This is a genomic window from Microcystis sp. M061S2 (genome assembly GCF_020245605.1).
Classification (GTDB): domain Bacteria; phylum Cyanobacteriota; class Cyanobacteriia; order Cyanobacteriales; family Microcystaceae; genus Microcystis.
Genome location: NZ_JADBUP010000043.1, coordinates 1 through 18,733 on the forward strand (window position 1 = coordinate 1; position 18,733 = coordinate 18,733).

General features: G+C 41.3%; 13 protein-coding genes. 9 read left to right on the forward strand and 4 right to left on the reverse strand.

From position 1 onward, the window contains the following. Window positions 1-105 precede the first annotated feature (105 nt). Window positions 106-1,431: a WD40 domain-containing protein gene (locus IM475_RS08220; RefSeq protein WP_287727255.1), complete on the forward strand. Its 1,326-nt coding sequence runs from the start codon at window positions 106-108 to the stop codon at window positions 1,429-1,431. A gap of 368 nt (window positions 1,432-1,799) precedes the next feature. On the opposite strand, the gene IM475_RS08225 is transcribed toward IM475_RS08220, so the two are convergent. The 4 genes from IM475_RS08225 to IM475_RS08240 form a co-directional block, all read right to left on the reverse strand. Beyond that, window positions 1,800-3,080, reverse strand: coding sequence for an HhoA/HhoB/HtrA family serine endopeptidase (locus IM475_RS08225; RefSeq protein ID WP_287727256.1), 1,281 nt, complete (start codon window positions 3,078-3,080; stop codon window positions 1,800-1,802). Window positions 3,081-3,422: 342 nt separating this feature from the next. Continuing rightward, window positions 3,423-4,976 (reverse strand): serine/threonine protein kinase, encoded by a 1,554-nt coding sequence (locus tag IM475_RS08230; protein ID WP_287727257.1) that lies wholly within the window; start codon window positions 4,974-4,976, stop codon window positions 3,423-3,425. A gap of 501 nt (window positions 4,977-5,477) precedes the next feature. After that, the gene (locus tag IM475_RS08235; protein ID WP_287727258.1) at window positions 5,478-6,482 is read right to left on the reverse strand and encodes a serine/threonine protein kinase; all 1,005 of its coding nucleotides are present in this window, start codon (window positions 6,480-6,482) and stop codon (window positions 5,478-5,480) included. Window positions 6,483-6,713: 231 nt separating this feature from the next. Beyond that, window positions 6,714-7,481, reverse strand: coding sequence for a DUF6816 family protein (locus tag IM475_RS08240; RefSeq protein ID WP_287727259.1), 768 nt, complete (start codon window positions 7,479-7,481; stop codon window positions 6,714-6,716). 35 nt (window positions 7,482-7,516) lie between these two features. Between IM475_RS08240 and era the strand changes: the two genes are divergently transcribed. The 8 genes from era (at window position 7,517) to IM475_RS08280 (ending at window position 18,588) form a co-directional block, all read left to right on the forward strand. Further along, entirely contained in the window at window positions 7,517-8,473 is a 957-nt protein-coding gene (gene era / locus IM475_RS08245; protein ID WP_287727260.1) for a GTPase Era, read from the forward strand. A 225-nt stretch (window positions 8,474-8,698) separates the two neighbouring features. Next, window positions 8,699-9,376, forward strand: a complete 678-nt coding sequence (locus IM475_RS08250; protein WP_002776061.1) for a uracil-DNA glycosylase family protein — start codon at window positions 8,699-8,701, stop codon at window positions 9,374-9,376. A gap of 3 nt (window positions 9,377-9,379) precedes the next feature. Continuing rightward, window positions 9,380-9,925: a 16S rRNA (guanine(966)-N(2))-methyltransferase RsmD gene (rsmD, locus tag IM475_RS08255; RefSeq protein ID WP_287727261.1), complete on the forward strand. Its 546-nt coding sequence runs from the start codon at window positions 9,380-9,382 to the stop codon at window positions 9,923-9,925. 500 nt (window positions 9,926-10,425) lie between these two features. After that, window positions 10,426-11,730: a threonine synthase gene (gene thrC, locus IM475_RS08260; RefSeq protein WP_002750866.1), complete on the forward strand. Its 1,305-nt coding sequence runs from the start codon at window positions 10,426-10,428 to the stop codon at window positions 11,728-11,730. Between the two features lie 106 nt (window positions 11,731-11,836). Then, window positions 11,837-12,112, forward strand: a complete 276-nt coding sequence (locus tag IM475_RS08265) for a MoaD/ThiS family protein (RefSeq protein WP_002735127.1) — start codon at window positions 11,837-11,839, stop codon at window positions 12,110-12,112. Window positions 12,113-12,427: 315 nt separating this feature from the next. Beyond that, a complete protein-coding gene (locus IM475_RS08270; protein WP_287727262.1) occupies window positions 12,428-15,190 on the forward strand; it encodes a class I SAM-dependent DNA methyltransferase in 2,763 nt (920 codons plus the stop codon). Window positions 15,191-15,452: 262 nt separating this feature from the next. Beyond that, entirely contained in the window at window positions 15,453-16,616 is a 1,164-nt protein-coding gene (locus IM475_RS08275) for a pyridoxal phosphate-dependent aminotransferase (protein WP_287727263.1), read from the forward strand. Between the two features lie 316 nt (window positions 16,617-16,932). Continuing rightward, window positions 16,933-18,588: an SPFH domain-containing protein gene (locus IM475_RS08280; RefSeq protein WP_287727264.1), complete on the forward strand. Its 1,656-nt coding sequence runs from the start codon at window positions 16,933-16,935 to the stop codon at window positions 18,586-18,588. Window positions 18,589-18,733 lie beyond the last annotated feature (145 nt).

Consider the following 18,733-nt stretch of genomic DNA (forward strand, 5'->3'; position numbering starts at 1 on the left):
AAAACTATCAACAACTTATGCTTGTAAAGCTTGTACAATAAGGCTTTGAGTTTTTGTTAGATTGATATTTATCAACTTTAGAACATTGCTGGACAGAGAGGGAGCTTGGGGACTTTTCTACAGTGTAAGTTCGGAAGAACCAATTTTTATAGCAATCTAGAATTTTTTGATCGCATTACTAGAGAGTACGAAGAAGCTTTATTTTGGCAAGAAGTTACGGGGAAATATGAAAATCTAGAGGCAGAATTACAGCAACTGTTAGAAGAAGTATCTGTTCAGGAAAATCAACAGTTAGATTCTACAGAAATTACTATTCCAGAGCGTTTATCTTGGCAGTGTTTCCAAACTCTTAAAGGTCATCAGGCAAATATTGGGGCGATCGATGTTAGTCCTGATGGTAAAATTATCGCTAGTGCGGGAGAAGATCAAACCATAAAACTTTGGCAGCGAGAAACGGGTAAATTAATTTATTCCTTTGTGGGAGTTAATGAACCGCTCCAAACTCTGGCGATAAGTCCTAACGGTAAATCGATTATTGCTGGTGGATTAGATGGCAGAATTAGTCAGTGGCAATTAGACACTAAGCAGTATAAAAGTAGTTTTTTCGCTCGTGTCAATGCTCCCCATAGCCATGATGGTGTCATTTTACAATTAGCTTTTGCTGCCAATGAAAGATTTATTGTTAGTGCTAGTAACGACAAAACTCTGCGAATCTGGGGTTATCATACAGGAGAATTAAAGCGAACTTTAATCGGTCATGAGGAGGCAGTTAATACCTGTGCTATTAGTCCCGATAGCCAAATTATTGCTAGTGGTAGTGATGATAAAACTATTAAATTATGGCGATTTGATCATAGTTATGCTTATCAAACTTTTATCGGTGACAGGGCAGCCGTTAACAGTTTAGCTTTCAGTAATGATGGTCAATATCTAATTAGTGGCGGTAGTGATAAAGTGATTAAAATCTGGGATATAAAGACAGGAGAAATGATTAAAAGTTGGCAGGCACACGAGCAGGCAATTATCAGTATTGCTATTAATCCTCATCGCCATCTAATTGCTAGTGCTTCCCGAACAGAAATTAAAATTTGGCAAGGACAAACAGGAGAATTAATTAAAATTTTACGGGGAACTGCTCCCTTAAAATTTAGTCCTGACGGTCACTTTTTAATTACAGGTAGTTATGGACATAAGGTAAAAATATGGTCAGAAATGTTAGGAGAATTAGAAATATTGCCCTCCGATTCCGAGGATTGGTGGGAGGTTTTAGAAATTTCTAAGAATGCCAGTTTTTCAGAAGTTAAACAAAGATATTATCAGCTTGCTCGTCAGTATCACCCCGATCACAATTCCTCCGCCATGGCGATTAAAATTATGCAAAAAATTAATCGAGCTTACGAGCGGTTTTTATTTTCTATCTCCCAACAGTAAAATTGTGAGCCTAGGGTGAAGTATTTAACTATCTTTCGATTCTCCCTTGATCCCCCCTTGATCCCCCCTTAATAAGGGGGGTGTCGATCCCCCCTTGATCCCCCCTTGATCCCCCCTTAATAAGGGGGGTGTCGATTCCCCCTTAATTTCCCCTTGATAAGAGAGGTGTCGATCCCCCCTTGATCCCCCCTTAATCCCCCCTTGATAAGGGGGGTATCTGATAATTTTTAACGCCTACCTACTTATCTCACCATTAAGATAAATGCTATAATTATTCGATTCAAGAGCCAAAAGTAAAACCAGAAATATAGAGAGCTTACTAACAAGCTCTCTATAAAGTTTAGGTCTTTTACCACTTATCTTCCAGACTAGGATTTCTTAGCAGTATTCAAGCTACCCACTTGAATATTCAGATTAATTTTTTGTCCTTCCCGGCTAATTTCTACGGGTAAATTATCACCGATTTGAGTATTAGCCACAATTTCCTGAACCGCATCGGGATCGGTAACATTCTTACCACCTACAGACTTTAACACATCACCCGATCGCAATCCTGCTGCTGCGGCGGGAGAATCTCTCATCACCCGCACTAACAAGACACCAGAATCATCGGGGATAGTCCAATTATCAGCCATGGGACTATCGGCTAATTGTTCTTTTACCTCTGGGGTTAACTGTACCATTTGAACACCGAGATAGGGATGTTCCACCTTACCCGTGGCGATTAATTGTTCAGCGATTCTTTGGGCAGTTTTAATCGGAATAGCAAAACCTAAACCCTGGGCATTTTGAATGATAGCGGTGTTAACTCCGATAACTTCTCCCCGAGCATTTAACAAAGGTCCGCCGGAATTTCCGGGGTTAATTGCCGCATCGGTTTGCAGGAAATCCACCCGTTTATCACTAGCACCAATTTGGGAGCCATTGCGTTCCTTGGCGCTAATAATCCCCGTGGTGACAGTGTTATCTAATCCCAAAGGATTACCGATAGCGATCGCCCATTCTCCCACCTGTAAACTATCAGAATTACCTAATTTAACCGTGGGTAAATTGCTCGTTTCCACCTGTACCACTGCCACATCAGTTAAAGGATCACTACCTAAAACTTTACCATCAATAGTGCGACCATCTTTGAGGGTGACAGTCACCTTATCTGCTCCCTCGACAACGTGAGCATTGGTGATAATTTTACCGTCATTACTGATAATAAACCCGGAACCTGTACCCCTTTGAACTTGTTTTTCTCCTCGCTCCGGTATTTGGGAACCGAAGAAGCGACGGAAAACAGGATCGTTAGCAAATTCCGAAAAATCACCGCCTCCATTGACTTCCCTAGAAGCATTAATTCTCACCACCGCCGGCCCCACTTCTTGCACCACAGAAGCGACAAAATTGGTGGGAATAACTAGGGTTGAGGGAGCGGCTGCGGCTGGTGTGGAGGGGCGAGGATTATTGGTAGCGGTGGCAATATTTTGGGCTAATTCTAGAGGATTTTGGCTGTAGGCATAGGTGGCACCGATACCTAACCCGGCACCCAAAACCAGTAAGGAGGAATAGGCAAAAAGTTTTTTCATTGCAGAAGATTTGGAGCGTTTGGGATTACCTTCGTTGAGCGGGGAAATATTATCGTTAAAAATATTGCGAGTCATAGTTTTTATTGTTTAACCATTTTGAGAAGGGAATAAAAGTCAGTCCTAATAATCGTGGGTGTGAGAGGAGTGTTTTGGAAAACGGCTTGGGACTGACTATCTCTAATTTAGGTGGGGGATATGAACTTACTGTGACGCAGACATGAACTTTTGATTACAAGCTCATTGTTTTATAGTTTTTGACAGCTATAAGCATTAATACGCATGGCACAAGTGAGATGCTCCTCAGCAGAATAGACTCACTACTATGGCACAATTTAATTTTTGGGTTGCATTAATTAACCTAATCTAGGGAAGATAACAATAGAAAAAATGGAATTGTGAGGATAGTTTTATGTTTTGTTAGCCTTTGGAATGCAGGAGAAAAGCCAATAACCAACCGCTTGCTAAACCGCTTAAATTTGTAACCGCAAGAATCAGAAAAATATTGAAATAACTAAAGTTTTTCTTATCTAAATTGATTGTAGTATAAACCTGAATAGATAATATTACTATGATCATTATTCCCATTACTATTACCCCAACAAAATTTCCTGACGTAACACTTAAAGTAATACCGCCTATCAATCCAGGAAAAACAAAGGACAAGAGAGTATGAAACCAAGCCGTATCTTTCCAGGGATCAAAAATTGAAGTTTTCTCTGAGAGCCAAAACACAGCCCAAGCCACAACCACAGCCCAAGCCACAACCACAGCCCCAGCCCCAGCCACAGCCACAGCCACAGCCACAGCCGCAACCCCAGCCACAGCCACAACCACAGCCCCAGCCACAGCCACAGCCACAGCCCAAGCCACAACCACAGCCCCAGCCGCAACCACAGCCATACCCACACCCACAATCACAAGGTCCCAAGGTGATGAACTCCCACCTAAAGTGTAACCAATTACACCATAAACAAGAAACACACCGATTAACCAACCCCAGGGAAGAGCTTTTAGTTTTTTCTGAAGAGAATTATCAGAAGGGTTTGGGTTAACAGGGGCTTTTGTTTCAGCTACTTTTGGCTCTTTCCTTGGCTGTGGGGGATTAACTTTTTCTTGACGATATTTTTCTTCTACAGGAGGCGGTGGTAATTCCAATTGTTGAAGCCAATCGGACATAGACTGAGGGCGGTTTTCTTTTTCCAAAGCCATCCCCAGAGTAATGGCTTTGTTAAGATGATCACTTAAATTAGGATTAATTTCTTTCGGTGATGTTAAGGGACGATTATCTAAACGGCGTTCCATTGAAGGAGTCGGTTTTTGCCCAGTTACCGCATAATAAAAACTGGCGGCTAGGGCATAAATATCCACGCTCGGCTGACGATTGGCCTTGCTACCTTTATAAACTTGTTCATAGGGGGCAAAACTGGGATTTGCGGCATAATCCGTCGAACTACTACCAGCCGGAATAATCTCTTTAGCAATGCCAAAATCAATCAAGATAGCATTCCCATTGGGTTGAATCATAATATTGCCAGGGTGAGCGTCTCGGTGTACCATTCCTGCTTGATGAACTGCCTCTAATGCGCTGCCAATTTGCCGAATATATTTTAAACATTCCGCTTCCGATAATTTTCCTTGAGTTTTCACCCTTTCCATCAAAGTTTGACCCTGAATAAAATCCATCACCAAACAGGGAACTTGACCTTCAGTAAAAAAATCGGAAATACGGACGATATGGGCATGGGGAGGCTGGGAAAATATGGCTAACTTGAGTGCTTCCGCCTCAAATTGTCTAACATAATACTCGTATTCCGGATCTCTTTTTTGCAAAATATCAGGAGTTTTGATCACCACTTCCATAATGAGTTGGCGATGACGTGCTTTATAGGTCAGGCCAAAACCTCCCCGTCCCAAGACCTCAAGGATCTCGTACTTGCCATTGTGGAGGAGTTGTCCCGCTTGCCAAACCATAGAATTTTGCAATAGTTATTTTTATCATACCAAAAAATCTGCTTTTGTCTCAAAATTGGCTTATGTTTTGGTATTTGAGTTTGTAGGGGCGAAGCATTCGGATAAAAAATTTACGGTTTCAGCGATAGGTTATTGCCCAAATGCTTCGCCCTTACGGGAGTTTGGTGGTGCTTAAGTTTACACCAATGGCACGTCTTGCATCCCATTGTGGTTAGTGAGTTTATCGAACTGCAATCGCCCTTGATCCCCCCTTAATCCCCCCTTGATAAGGGGGGTTTGATCCCCCCTTGATCCCCCCTTGATAAGGGGGGTTTGATCCCCCCTTGATTCCCCCTTGATCCCCCCTTGATCCCCCCTTGATAAGGGGGGTTTGATCCCCCCTTGATCCCCCCTTGATCCCCCCTTGATAAGGGGGGTTTGATCCCCCCTTGATCCCCCCTTGATAAGGGGGGTTTGATCCCCCCTTGATAAGGGGGGCATTTGATAATTTTTAACGCCTACCTACTTAGGAGAAGATGGGGGAGAACCTGTCGGAGTTGGTTGAGGTGTAAACTTTTGCTTCATCAATTCTGGTACACCTAAAGCCGTTAATAAAGTAGCAATCGCCGCGACACCAGCCCACACTAATGTCCAATTAATAACAATGGGTTGAGATATTTTAAATTGTTCTTGTTTGGGAATAGACAAACCTAAATCCTTAAACCATGCTTGCACTGACTGAGGACGTTTATCTGCGTCTAATTGCAATGCCCAAAGAATGGCTTTATTGATATTAGGGCTGATTTTTGAATTGTAGGTTTTCGGCTCAATTAAAGGCGGATGATCAATTTTTCGAGTCATCGCATCTTTTCTAGTCATCGCATTCACTGGAATTTTACCCGTTAAAAGCTCGTATAACACGGCTCCTAAACTATAAATATCGGTAAAAGCTCCGCGTTTATTATTAAGAAAATAACACTCAATAGGCGCAAAACCTGAGGCTAATTCCTGGGTACGAATTTTGGTTAATTCCTCATCAAAATCTAAGGCTAAACCAAAATCAATTAAGACCGCTTCTGGTTTACCAGTCCGAATCATAATGTTACCCGGTCGAATATCTCGATGCAGAAAACGGCGACTATGTACCACCATTAAAGCCTGTCCAATCTGCTCAATGTAGCGTAAGGCTTCTTTTTCTGGTAAAATTTTTGTTGATCGCCGATCTAAGGTCGTCCCATCAATATATTCCATAACCATGCAGTTAGCTTTACCCTCTGAAAATAACTCTTTAACTCGCACGATATGAGGATGATCACAACCTTTTAATTTACTCGCCTCCTGCCAAAAAAGTTTCTGTAAACGCTTAGACTCCCACAATTTAAAACCCACATCCCTCGGCGTTTTGATCACCACTGAATCACCATTGCGATCGCTGGCTCGATAGGTAATGCCAAATCTTCCTTCACCCAATACTTCCTGAATCCTGTACTGGCCATCTTTAATTTTCTTGCCCAGATCCCAAACCATTAACTCCTAGCTCCTCTGCTCACAAACATTAATTAAACTTATTTTAATAGCGATGTCATTTTCCTAGAAGTATAACCTAATGTGGTGTTAACGACCGGCGACCGGCGACTGGCGACCCAATTAGATAAATTTGACCTAATCTTAGGTTTTATGGCTAGGATTATCTCTTGTCTTTTTTCTCCTCCTGTCTCCTCATCTAAGGGAAGATTTTTGATTTTTACAGGATTTCTATTAATCTTTCAGCAACTCTAAGCGATAACGATACAAAGCCACAGGACGATTCGGCGCTTGGAAAAAATCCGGCGATTGGGGGGAAAGATAAATGGCTGTCACCTGATCGCCTAGAATTTTATTAGGAGATAATAACTGATAGGCGGTGGTGGTTTCCACCTCATTAAGATAAGTGTTGGTTTCTCCCCGGAAAATTTGTTGACTAATTTCTGTGGCAATAAATTGATTTTGGCTAGGAGTTTCGCTATTTCTGGCAATTACGGTGGAAATTAGTTGATGAGCGCCGCGTAAAAAGGTAATCTGACGATTGGGATTATTAGGGTCAGTTTTTACGGATAATACCGATTGATTACCTAAGTAGGCGCGACTAATTGCTAAACCATTAAAGGATCGATCGGCCACAATTGATGGTTTACTGATAATGGTGGATAAAAAGGCAGCATTTATCGGTCTGGAAATAGCTTTCTCGATGAATCTCACCGGAAACTCGATCGATTGTTCCAGGTAACGACGATTACTTTCAAAACCTGGTGTGATAATCTGGGGAGCAAGAGGAGCGGTTAAATCGATTAGGGTACTGGTGACAGTCCAATTGCCTACCATCCAATCGGGATAAACTAAATCTCCGCTGGCAAAACTAACCACTGGTTTAGTCATCCAGCGAGGATAATCGGTTAAGCGATCGCTTAAATTTCCCGCTATAGATAATTCTAAATGGTTACTACAGCCTAGAATCAATGCTAACAAGAACAAAACTATCCTTTGCATGGGTAAAAATATTTTTTAAGTAATATTCTTTAATTATGAACGATTTTATCAACTCCCAAGCCTTTAATCTCGATTCGGCAGTAATTCCCATCGCACCCACTGGTTTTAAATCTGGTTTTATTGGCATTATTGGTCGTCCTAATGTGGGCAAATCCACCCTGATGAATCAATTAGTGGGACAAAAAATCGCCATTACTTCCCCCATCGCTCAAACTACCCGCAACCGTTTGCGCGGCATTGTCACCGACGAGCGCTCTCAGATGATTTTTGTCGATACCCCCGGCATTCACAAACCCCATCACGAATTAGGCAAAGTTTTAGTTAAAAATGCCGAAAACGCCATAAATTCTGTAGATTTAGTTTTATTTGTTGTCGATAGTAGTAATTTTTTGGGCAATGGCGATCGCTATATTGCCGATTTACTGACTAAAAACCAAACTCCCACGATTTTAGGGCTAAATAAAGCCGATCAGCAACCGGAAGACCGAGAGCCTATCGACGATAGTTATCGCACCTTAGCGGCAGAAAATAACTGGCCTCTGCTCAAGTTTTCGGCACTGGAGGGGACGGGAATCGAAGAATTACAAAATCTGTTAATTGATTTCCTCGAAGTCGGTCCCTATTACTATCCCCCCGATTTAGTCACCGATCAGCCGGAAAGGTTTATTATGGGCGAATTAATCCGCGAACAGATTTTACTGCAAACCCGTCAGGAAATTCCCCATTCTGTGGCGGTGGTGATTGAACGCGTCGAGGAAACTCCCGCTTTAACCAAGGTTTTTGCCGCCATCAATGTGGAACGAGCTTCCCAAAAAGGGATCGTCATCGGTAAAAATGGCAGTATGTTAAAAGCGATCGGCTCTTCCGCGCGATCGGCTATTCAAAAGTTAATCGCCGGGGAGGTATATTTAAAATTATTTGTGAAGGTAGAACCGAAATGGCGACAATCTCGCTCACTTTTAGCAGAATTTGGCTATCGCACCGAGGAGTGAAGGGAGCGGGGAATTATGAATTATGAATTATCAATTATCAATTATGAATTGGTGAGCGGGAAGAGGGAATTATGAAGTGGGGAGAAAAAATAAAAATAATCTCCTGACTTCTGAAGACCGACTTCTGAAGACCGACTTCTGAAGACCGACTTCTGAAGACTGACGGCTGATAATTTTCACTTTTGTAGTAGAATGGAGAACCACTAATAACTGATTTCTGGAATAATGGCCGATATTACAAACCTAATCAAACAGGTACACCAAGAGGCAAAAAAAGAGGATTTTCCCATCGATACCCTGATTTACCAAGAGGCAAAAAAAGACCCCTTTGAACCAGTTTTATATGCTGGTAATCTTGCTAGTCAGTTATGCTTTTTTGGCCGGGATTTAGGACGAGATGAAGTGTACGCAGGACAACCTTTGATCGGGGCTGCCGGTAGAATGGTAAGAGAGGGATTTTTTCAAGCTTGGCAGGGGAGAAAATCTCATGATCGTCAAGAGTTATTATCGGTGTGCGATCGAATTTTCCTAACTAATACAGTTCCCTACAAACCGCCGGGTAATAAAGCTTATTCTGGGGAAGTGAAAGATCGTTTTCGTCCATTTATAGAAAAACTGCTCGTTTTTTATTGGCAAGGTGATCATATCATTCCCCTTGGCACGGAAGCTTTTAAATGGTTTGAACCCTACGGTAAACCGAAAGAAGTAGATAAATTCTATCTTGATAAAGAACGCTTTACCAAAAAACTGCTAGTTACCCTTACCGCTACCGATGAAGATGGATTAAAACAGCAAAAGAAAGTGACTTTATTGCCTCTCCCCCATCCTTCTCCTCTCAATCAAAGATACTATGCCCTTTTTCCTGATTTATTACAAAAAAGATTAACTGAATTTGCCTTTTAACCGATGAGAATTTACGGCAATCGTCCCATAAAAACCCTAGCAGGACAATTAACCCGTCCGACGACAGCAAGGGTGCGAGAAGCTTTATTTAATATCTGGCAACAGAAATTATCTGGCTGTCGTTGGTTGGATCTTTGTGCGGGTAATGGTTCCATGGGTGCGGAAGCTTTATGTCGAGGTGCGAGTCTAGTAATCGGAATTGAACAATCAGGACGCGCTGGCGAAATTATCAAGGAAAATTGGCGCAATTTAGCAACTTCTCCCCAGCAATTCCAAGTAATTCGGGGAGATGTGCTGACAAAGTTAGCCACTTTAGCGGGGAAAAGTTTTGATCTAATTTATTTTGATCCTCCCTACGAAAGCGGGTTATATTTACCGGTACTAACTGCCATCTCTCAATATAATTTATTAGATTCTCTGGGGGAAATTGCCGTGGAACACAATCCCAAATCTTGGCAAGCAATTAATCTAGAAGGTTTAACCATTTGTCGTCAAAAACGCTACGGCAATACTACCTTAACTTTTTATCAAAAAACAGATGAATTATGAATTATGAATTATGAATTATGAAGTGGGGAGAAGGGAGAATAAATAAAAATAATCTCCTGCCGACCGCCGAAAATGGTCAACTTTATTTGGCAGTCCAGAAAAAATTATTATTTCTCAACAAAATCACATAATTTGTCACTTTTCTTGATAATCATCCTGAGCAAATCGAGAAACTTTCTGGCAACCGCAGTTAATCGCTCCCTGTTTAAGCTATTTAAAGAAAAATTAGGGCTTATTTCGATAAAATTAGCATTAAATAGGCTATAGCTCCCTTAAAAACCTAAATCCCTTCTCCTAGTCCTTTTTTTGACCTAAAATTACCCCGAAGTTTCCTGACACGGCAGCGCAACCATCTCCCCTTAACCCTTGCTGCTCCCCAGATTATCCCCTATTTGTTGTATAAATTTATACCCGACAAAAATAGTCGGGTATATTTGACACCAAGATTTTGCCGGTGATAGGATGTGTGTAGATTCAGTTGACGGCAAGACAGGAAAATCATGACCCTAGCGACAAACATCAAAACCTCAAAATTCATCCCCACCTTTACCCGCTTGGTTTCTAAGGAAGGAGGGACTTCTTACCCCCTGAAAGCGCTGAATATCTGCGAAGAAACCTTTGCCCCCCTAGAAGTGGACTACGATTACGACCTCATCCGTCGCACCGTTACCAGAGAAAGCATTCAAGCAGGTCCCAATTCCATCTGGCGCTATCGTTCCTTTTTGCCGGTGGAAAGTGAAAATCCCATCGATGTGGGTACGGGTATGACTCCCCTAGTTAAATCCCACCGTTTAGCCCGGCGCTTGGGTCTCAAAAATCTCTACATTAAAAATGATGCCGTCAATATGCCCACTCTCAGCTTCAAAGATAGAGTGGTATCCGTCGCCCTTACCCGGGCCAAAGAATTAGGTTTTACCACCGTTTCCTGTGCTAGTACGGGAAATCTGGCCAATTCCACCGCCGCTATTGCCGCTCACGCCGGTTTAGACTGTTGTGTTTTCATTCCCTCCGATTTAGAAGCGGGTAAAATTCTCGGCACCCTAATCTATAATCCCACGGTAATGGCAGTTAAAGGCAACTACGATCAAGTTAACCGTCTCTGTTCAGAAGTGGGCAATACCTACGGTTGGGGTTTTGTCAACATCAATCTGCGTCCCTACTATTCCGAAGGTTCCAAAACTTTAGGCTTTGAAGTGGCTGAACAATTAGGCTGGAAACTCCCCGACCATATTGTCGCACCTTTAGCCAGTGGTTCCCTCTTTACCAAGATTTATAAAGGCTTCCAAGAATTCGTCAAAGTCGGTTTGGTGGCAGATAAAGCAGTGCGTTTTAGTGGCGCTCAAGCGGAGGGTTGTTCCCCCATTGCCCAAGCTTTCAAGGAAGGACGGGATTTTGTCGCCCCAGTTAAACCCAATACTATCGCCAAATCGATCGCTATTGGTAATCCCGCCGATGGTGTTTATGCCCTTGATATTGCGCGTAAAACTGGCGGTAATATTGAATCCGTCACCGATGCCGAAATTATCGAAGGTATTAAACTTTTGGCAGAAACGGAGGGCATTTTCACAGAAACCGCAGGCGGTACAACCATCGCTGTCTTGAAAAAATTAGTAGAAGCGGGTAAAATCGACCCTGAAGAAACCACAGTTGTTTATATCACCGGTAATGGTCTAAAAACCCAAGAAGCGGTACAGGGTTATATCGGTGAACCCCTGTTAATCGAACCGAAATTAGAAAGCTTTGAACGGGCCCTGGAACGTTCCCGCACCCTCGAACGCCTCGAATGGCAACAGGTTCTCGTCTAGAATTGATGTTCGGGGATGATGGGGCAATTATCCTCTTGCCTCATCTCCACAAGCAATTTAAATTCGCGCGCAGCTTACCGTCCTTTCCACTTTTTCCTTGATATCTATGGCTGTAAAAGTTCTCATTCCTACTCCCCTGCAAAAATTTACAGAAAATAAGGCTACCATCGAGTGTAGTGCTAGTAGTGTCGGTGATTTAATCGAATCCTTAGAAGCAAGTTTCCCCGGTATTAAGGCCCGCTTATGCGATGAAGAGGGCGCACCCCGGCGCTTTTTAAATTTCTACGTCAACAGTGAAGATATTCGCTTCCTCGATGGGACAAAAACCCCCTTAAAAGATGGCGATGAAGTCAGTATCGTTCCTGCGGTGGCTGGAGGTTAACCTCCCCATAAGTTTGTTTTCCGTCAATTGTAATTAAACCCCTAGAAAGTGATGTTTTCTGGGGGCTTTTCTTCAGGTAAGTTTTAGTTAGGGTTGCCAGAAAAACCTAATCTTTGTGTCCTTTGTGCCTTTGTGGTTGTTCATTAGTTATATTTAATCGACACCCAACGCATCTTTTGCCTTATAAACTCACTGACCACCTTGCGCCCCTACAGCCGGCATGATATTAATTAATGGTAGGGACATAAGGCTTATGCCCTTTTTTCGGTAAGATAAGCTTATCACCTTAACTCCAATAAAACCGCAGTTAAAACTATGCCTTTAAGTTGGAATGAAATTAAAAATCGGGCGATTACTTTTCAAAAAGAGTGGGAAGGAGAGACTTCAGAAAAAGCAGAATCTCAGTCTTTTTGGAATGATTTTTTTAATGTCTTTGGCATTTCACGGCGTAGGGTAGCTAGTTTTGAGCAACCGATAAAAAAAGCAGATAATAAACAGGGTTTTATTGATTTACTCTGGAAAGGAACGATTTTAGTTGAGCATAAATCGAAGGGGAAAGATTTAGAAAAAGCCACACAACAGGCTAAGGATTATTTTCCCAATTTAAAGGAACATGAGTTACCGCGTTATATTTTAGTATCGGATTTTCAACGGTTTAAATTATATGATTTAGATTCGGGCAATCAATGGGAATTTGAATTAAGTAATTTTGTTGATAACGTTCATTTATTTGATTTTATTGCTGGTTACGAAAAGCGAGTTTATAAAGACGAAGATCCCGTCAATCTTCAAGCTGCCGAGTTAATGGGAAAACTTCATGATTGCCTGAAAGAAATTGGTTATATGGGGCATAATTTAGAAGTTTATCTAGTGCGTTTATTATTTTGTTTATTTGCCGATGATACGGGTATTTTTAATAAGGGTATTTTCTGGGAATATATCGATTTACATACCAAAGAAGATGGCAGTGATTTGGCGATGCACATTGATGCTATTTTTCAGGTTTTGAATACACCAGAAGACAAAAGATTAAAAAATCTCGATGAGAATTTAACTCAATTTCCCTACATAAATGGCAAGTTATTTGAGGAGTCGTTACCTTTAGCGGCTTTTGATAGCAAGATGCGAGTCATGTTATTAGAAGCTTGTGCTTTTGATTGGGGAAAAATTTCTCCTGCTATTTTTGGCTCTATGTTTCAAGCGGTAATGAATCCAAAAGAGCGACGCAATTTAGGGGCGCATTATACCTCCGAGAAAAATATTCAAAAGGTTATTAAACCATTATTTTTAGATGATTTACACAGAGAATTTGAGAAGGTTAAAGGCCATCGCAATAAATTACTAGAATTTCATAAAAAGATTGCTAATTTATATTTTCTTGATCCTGCCTGTGGTTGCGGCAACTTTTTAATTATTACCTATCGGGAGTTACGCGATTTAGAGATTTTGGTATTACAGGAGTTAGATAAATTAGATAAAACGGGGCAGTTAGTAACAGATATTAGTACCATTATTCAGGTAGATGTTAATCAGTTTGCGGGTATTGAATACGATGAGTTTGCGGTGAGGGTGGCAGAGGTGGCAATGTGGTTAATTGATCATCAGATGAATATTAAAGTTAGTAATACTTTTGGTCAGTATTTTGTGCGTTTACCATTAAAGAAAGCGGCAAAGATTGTTAATGGAAATGCCTTGCGGATTGATTGGGAGGAAATTATATCAAAAGAGAAGCTCAATTTTATTTTAGGGAATCCTCCTTTTGTGGGGAAACAGTTACAAAATGCCGACCAAAAGGCTGACATGAATAATGTTTTAGGGGACATTAAAGGAGCAGGTGTTTTAGATTATGTGACCGCATGGTATATTAAAGCTGCTGAATTTATTCAAAATAGTTTAATTCGTTGCGCTTTAGTTAGCACAAATTCTATTTCTCAGGGTGAACAAGTTGGGATTTTTTGGCAAGAGCTTTATCAAAAATATAAAATTAAAATTCATTTTGCCCATCGAACTTTTAGCTGGAGTAATGAAGCAAAAGGAAACGCCGCAGTTCATTGTGTGATTATTGGTTTTGGTATGCAGGATGTTGAGAATAAACGTATTTTTGATTATGCTAATATTAAAGGTGAACCAACAGAAAGAAAAGTTAAAAATATTAATCCTTATTTAGTTGAGGGTAATGACTTAGTAATTTTAACTAGAAGAAAAACCATTTCATCTGTTCCAGAAATAAACTTTGGAAGTATGCCAAATGATGGTGGTCATCTTATTCTTTCACAATCTGAAAAAGAAGAATTAGTTAAGAAGGAACCTGATGCTGATAAATGGATAAGACGCTATACAGGGGCGCAAGAATTTATTAATGGTTATTCTCGTTATTGTCTTTGGCTTGTTAATATTCAACCTCAAGAATTAAAGAAGTCAAAAGAAATTTATAGAAGAGTTGAAGAAGTTAGAAAAGTGCGAAGTGAAAGCAATCGAAAAACCACTCAAGAATTATCTAAATTTCCAACTCTTTTTGGAGAAAATAGACAACCTGATACTAATTATTTACTTATTCCATGTGTTTCATCAGAGAATAGAAAATATATTCCAACTGGATTTTTATCTCCTGATATAATTACAAGTAATTCATGTTTAATTATTCCTTATGCAACTCTTTATTATTTTGGTATCTTAACTTCAGAAATGCACATGGCATGGGTTAAATATGTGTGTGGAAGATTAAAAAGCGATTATCGTTATTCAAACACCATCGTTTATAATAACTACCCCTTTCCAGAAAATATCACCGACAAACAAAAACAAACCGTCGAAACTTGCGCTCAAGCTGTGCTAGATACTAGGGTAAAATATCCTGATAGTAGCCTTGCGGATTTATACGATCCTTTAACTATGCCTCCCGACTTGCTCAAAGCTCACCAAAAACTCGACAAAGCCGTTGATTTGTGTTATCGTCCCCAACCCTTTACCAGTGAATTAAACCGTATTGAATACCTCTTTGAACTCTATGAAAAATTAACCGCTCCCCTACTCCCTACCAGCAAACAAAAACCCCCGCAAAGAAAAAATCCTCAATAACGAAGGCAAAAGGCAAAAGGCAACAGGCAAAAGGCAAAAGGCAAAAAGCAGCTTTGTTCTCCCCATCACCCCACACCCAACTTCCTCATCACCCCATCACCCCACTTCCCCACACCCCACACCCCACACCCCACACCCCACACCCATCCCTAAGCGCCGCAATTCCGGAGATTATATAAAAAAACACCCAGAACAATCGAGGTGATGGACAATACTAAAGGTTGTGTAGGTCATCAGAAAAGCCCTGTCAGGGTAAAATACTATGAAACTAGCGTCACGAGTCAATCAAGTCACCCCCTCCCTTACCCTAGCTATCGACTCTCTGGCCAAGGAAATGAAGAAAAACGGCGAAGATGTCTGTAGTTTTAGCGCCGGGGAGCCAGATTTCGACACACCCACTCACATCAAAGCTGCCGCGAAAAAGGCCCTCGATGAGGGAAAAACTCGCTACGGACCGGCTGCCGGAGAACCGGGGTTAAGAAAAGCCATCGCTGAGAAATTGCTGCGGGATAATCAACTAGCATACAATGCCGATAATGTCATCGTCACCAATGGAGGTAAACAGTCTCTCTACAATCTAATCATGGCGTTAATTGAAGCGGGGGACGAAGTAATTATTCCCGCACCCTACTGGTTGAGTTATCCTGAAATGGTGACGTTAGCGGGGGGAACATCGGTTATAGTGAACACTAGCCTAGAGAATCAGTATAAAATCACCCCCGAACAGCTAGAAGCGGCAATTACACCGAAAACTAAATTATTTGTTCTCAATTCCCCCTCTAATCCCACCGGCATTGTCTATACTCCCGAAGAAATCGCAGCTTTAGCAAAAATTGTGGTTGAAAAGGATATTTTAGTGGTTTCTGATGAAATTTACGAGAAAATCCTCTATGATGGCGCAATTCACCGCAGTATCGCTTCTTTTGGTCCGGAAATCTTTCGGCGCAGTATTATTAGTAATGGTTTTGCTAAAGCTTTCTCGATGACGGGGTGGCGCGTCGGTTATGTGGCAGGACCGGTGGAAATTGTCAAAGCTATGACTAAGATCCAAGGTCATAGTACCTCCAATGTCTGCACTTTTGCCCAGTACGGTGCGATCGCTGCTTTGGAGAGTCCCCAAGATTGCATCGAGGAAATGGTCAAAGCTTTTAGCGAGCGCCGACAGTATATTTTAGAACGAGTGCGAGCAATCCCCGGACTCAATTGTCCTACTCCCAACGGTGCTTTTTATGTGTTTATTGATATTAGTCAAACTGGTTTAAAATCACGGGATTTTTGTCAGAAACTCCTCGAAACCCAAAAAGTAGCCGCTATCCCCGGTATTGCTTTCGGTGCTGATGATTGTATTCGTCTTTCCTATGCTACAGACCTAAAGACGATTGAAAAAGGATTCGATCGCATTGATCAGTTTATCGGCAGTTTGTAGGATGATTACTTTGTCTGTTAGGGTGAATTTTGTTCGCCCTTTTTTTGGGTTTTCACAGCCAATTAGCTCTAATACTAAATCCGTTGGCTCTCCCGGGTTTGGTGGGTAAAATGTATTCTAAGATACGGTATTGCGGACGAGTGCGTAGAACGAACCACAGAGACACAAAGGACACAGAGATCGATCACTACTATATAAGTTAAACTTATCATACAAAGAATAAGACTGAAGTGCGAAATATGGGGTTAAATGAAACGGCCCTACCCCTGAACGGTTACAAATTTTTGTTAACATATTATCCACCGAAGAACCATAAATGTTAGAATCGCTGGCAATTCCCGATCTGAATCTTTACTATATGAGAGCAGTACAACCCAGCCAAACAGAGCCTGTTATTGTCGCTCAATCTTCCCCTGATCCTTCCCGATCAAATCCACCGCCAGGTAACGGCTTAGTTCCGATAGGAGTAACTGTTGTGCTTACTTTGATGCTGGTTGCTTTGTGGTCGCAAAAAGACAAAATTATTGGGGGTTTCAAGGCATGGACTGAACCAGAACCAGACTCAGACACGATTCGATCCCAAGAATTTGCTGTTGATATAGAAGTCTCAAATATTCGTACTCAGGATTATTTACGAGCCAATGTACAAGCGACAATTTATGTCTATATTGCCGACACAAAAGAAGACAACCAAAAGGCTCAAAAATTTTTGGTAGAAGAAGACAGTATTTCAACCATAGCCGTAGAGAAAGCTGTTAAAAAACGCGCCGAAACCGCCCTACGAGGAAGTGCCAGTAAACATACATTAGACTATCTCCATACAAATCGCACAGAGGTGGGAAAAGAAGCTACGACTATACTTGGTAACTGCCTAAATCCTCTAGGATTAACTGTTAGAGACCTAGTTATTGGTGAAATTGAAGAAAGTGCCAACTATACTGCTGACAACTATTTCGATGCCAAGGCAGTTGAGGCTCGAACAAAAGTGATTCAACCGGCAATTCTGGCAACTCGCACGGAAGAGTTAGAGACGGAAGAAGCAATACGAAAACAGGAATTAGAGAAAGGCAGAGATATAAGGCTAAAGGAATTACAGATAGGAATTGAACTGGAAAATCAAGAGCTTACACATCAAGAAACATCTTTGAAAAATTTAGGAACACTAGAAAAAGTCGAAAAGGCAAAGATCGACCACGAGCTAAAGATCGAAACCTACCAAAATGATAAAGAAAAAGAACTACAGGAGGCGCTCGAACTCTCTGAATTAGCTTTAAAGAAAAAGCTCGAAATTGCTGAGTTAAACGACAAAGAAGAGCTAGAATCTCTCAAACACGAAACAGAGATTAAAATTCAACTTAACAAGCTCCAACAGGACACAGACTTAATTGAGAAAAATAAAACGTTTCGCTTAAAACAAGCAACAGTCAATCAAGAAATAGAAACGGGAGAAATTGCTGCAACCATCTCGATTATTAGTAAAGAAAAAGAACGGCTGGAAACAGAAAAAGAACGCGCCCAAGCCGAAGAAGCTGTTACTACAGCAATTGAAAAAGCCCAAGCAGAACGCCAGAAGCTGCAAGCGGAAATAGCCGCAGAGTCAGTGGAGAACGAAGCCAAAACTATCGAACGTTTGGCACAAGCAGAAGGCAAGCGTTACCATCTGATACAGGCTACAGATGCCGATCGCACGGCTCAAATGATTCGGGAGTTAGCACCTCAACTAATAGAAAATTTACCCCAGGTTGTTGAAATTGCTAAAGCATTAGCTCCCCAAGCGGGGATTTTGGGAGACTCCAATATCTATAATTTTCCCAATGGAAATGGAGAAGAGATTAACAAGTTGATGCTTTCCACCAGTGGTATGTTACTGATTCAATCTTTACTAAATGGTAAGTTAGGAGATTTATTAGGTAAATCGCTCCGCTCTTTGAATAACGATAGCAGCAACGGACAGGATAATTCTGGCGTATAAGTAACAGCGAGATTGATTCATCTAAGCCAATTAATACCCGCCAATAAAACTAATTTTTCAACAGTAAAAAACTGAGTTTTGGATTTAAGTTCATGAACAAAGCAAAACAAAAACCTCCGCTAACATTTCCCCCCTTTCCCAAGAC

What these genes read in the sequence shown, in the direction of transcription:
- IM475_RS08275 (WP_287727263.1), top strand. Translation starts at nt 15,453, where the DNA reads ATGAAACTAGCGTCACGAGTCAATCAAGTCACCCCCTCCCTTACCCTA.
- IM475_RS08235 (WP_287727258.1), bottom strand. Translation starts at nt 6,482, where the DNA reads ATGGTTTGGGATCTGGGCAAGAAAATTAAAGATGGCCAGTACAGGATT.
- IM475_RS08280 (WP_287727264.1), top strand. Translation starts at nt 16,933, where the DNA reads ATGTTAGAATCGCTGGCAATTCCCGATCTGAATCTTTACTATATGAGA.
- IM475_RS08270 (WP_287727262.1), top strand. Translation starts at nt 12,428, where the DNA reads ATGCCTTTAAGTTGGAATGAAATTAAAAATCGGGCGATTACTTTTCAA.
- IM475_RS08250 (WP_002776061.1), top strand. Translation starts at nt 8,699, where the DNA reads ATGGCCGATATTACAAACCTAATCAAACAGGTACACCAAGAGGCAAAA.
- thrC (WP_002750866.1), top strand. Translation starts at nt 10,426, where the DNA reads ATGACCCTAGCGACAAACATCAAAACCTCAAAATTCATCCCCACCTTT.
- era (WP_287727260.1), top strand. Translation starts at nt 7,517, where the DNA reads ATGAACGATTTTATCAACTCCCAAGCCTTTAATCTCGATTCGGCAGTA.
- IM475_RS08240 (WP_287727259.1), bottom strand. Translation starts at nt 7,481, where the DNA reads ATGCAAAGGATAGTTTTGTTCTTGTTAGCATTGATTCTAGGCTGTAGT.
- rsmD (WP_287727261.1), top strand. Translation starts at nt 9,380, where the DNA reads ATGAGAATTTACGGCAATCGTCCCATAAAAACCCTAGCAGGACAATTA.
- IM475_RS08265 (WP_002735127.1), top strand. Translation starts at nt 11,837, where the DNA reads ATGGCTGTAAAAGTTCTCATTCCTACTCCCCTGCAAAAATTTACAGAA.
- IM475_RS08225 (WP_287727256.1), bottom strand. Translation starts at nt 3,080, where the DNA reads ATGACTCGCAATATTTTTAACGATAATATTTCCCCGCTCAACGAAGGT.
- IM475_RS08230 (WP_287727257.1), bottom strand. Translation starts at nt 4,976, where the DNA reads ATGGTTTGGCAAGCGGGACAACTCCTCCACAATGGCAAGTACGAGATC.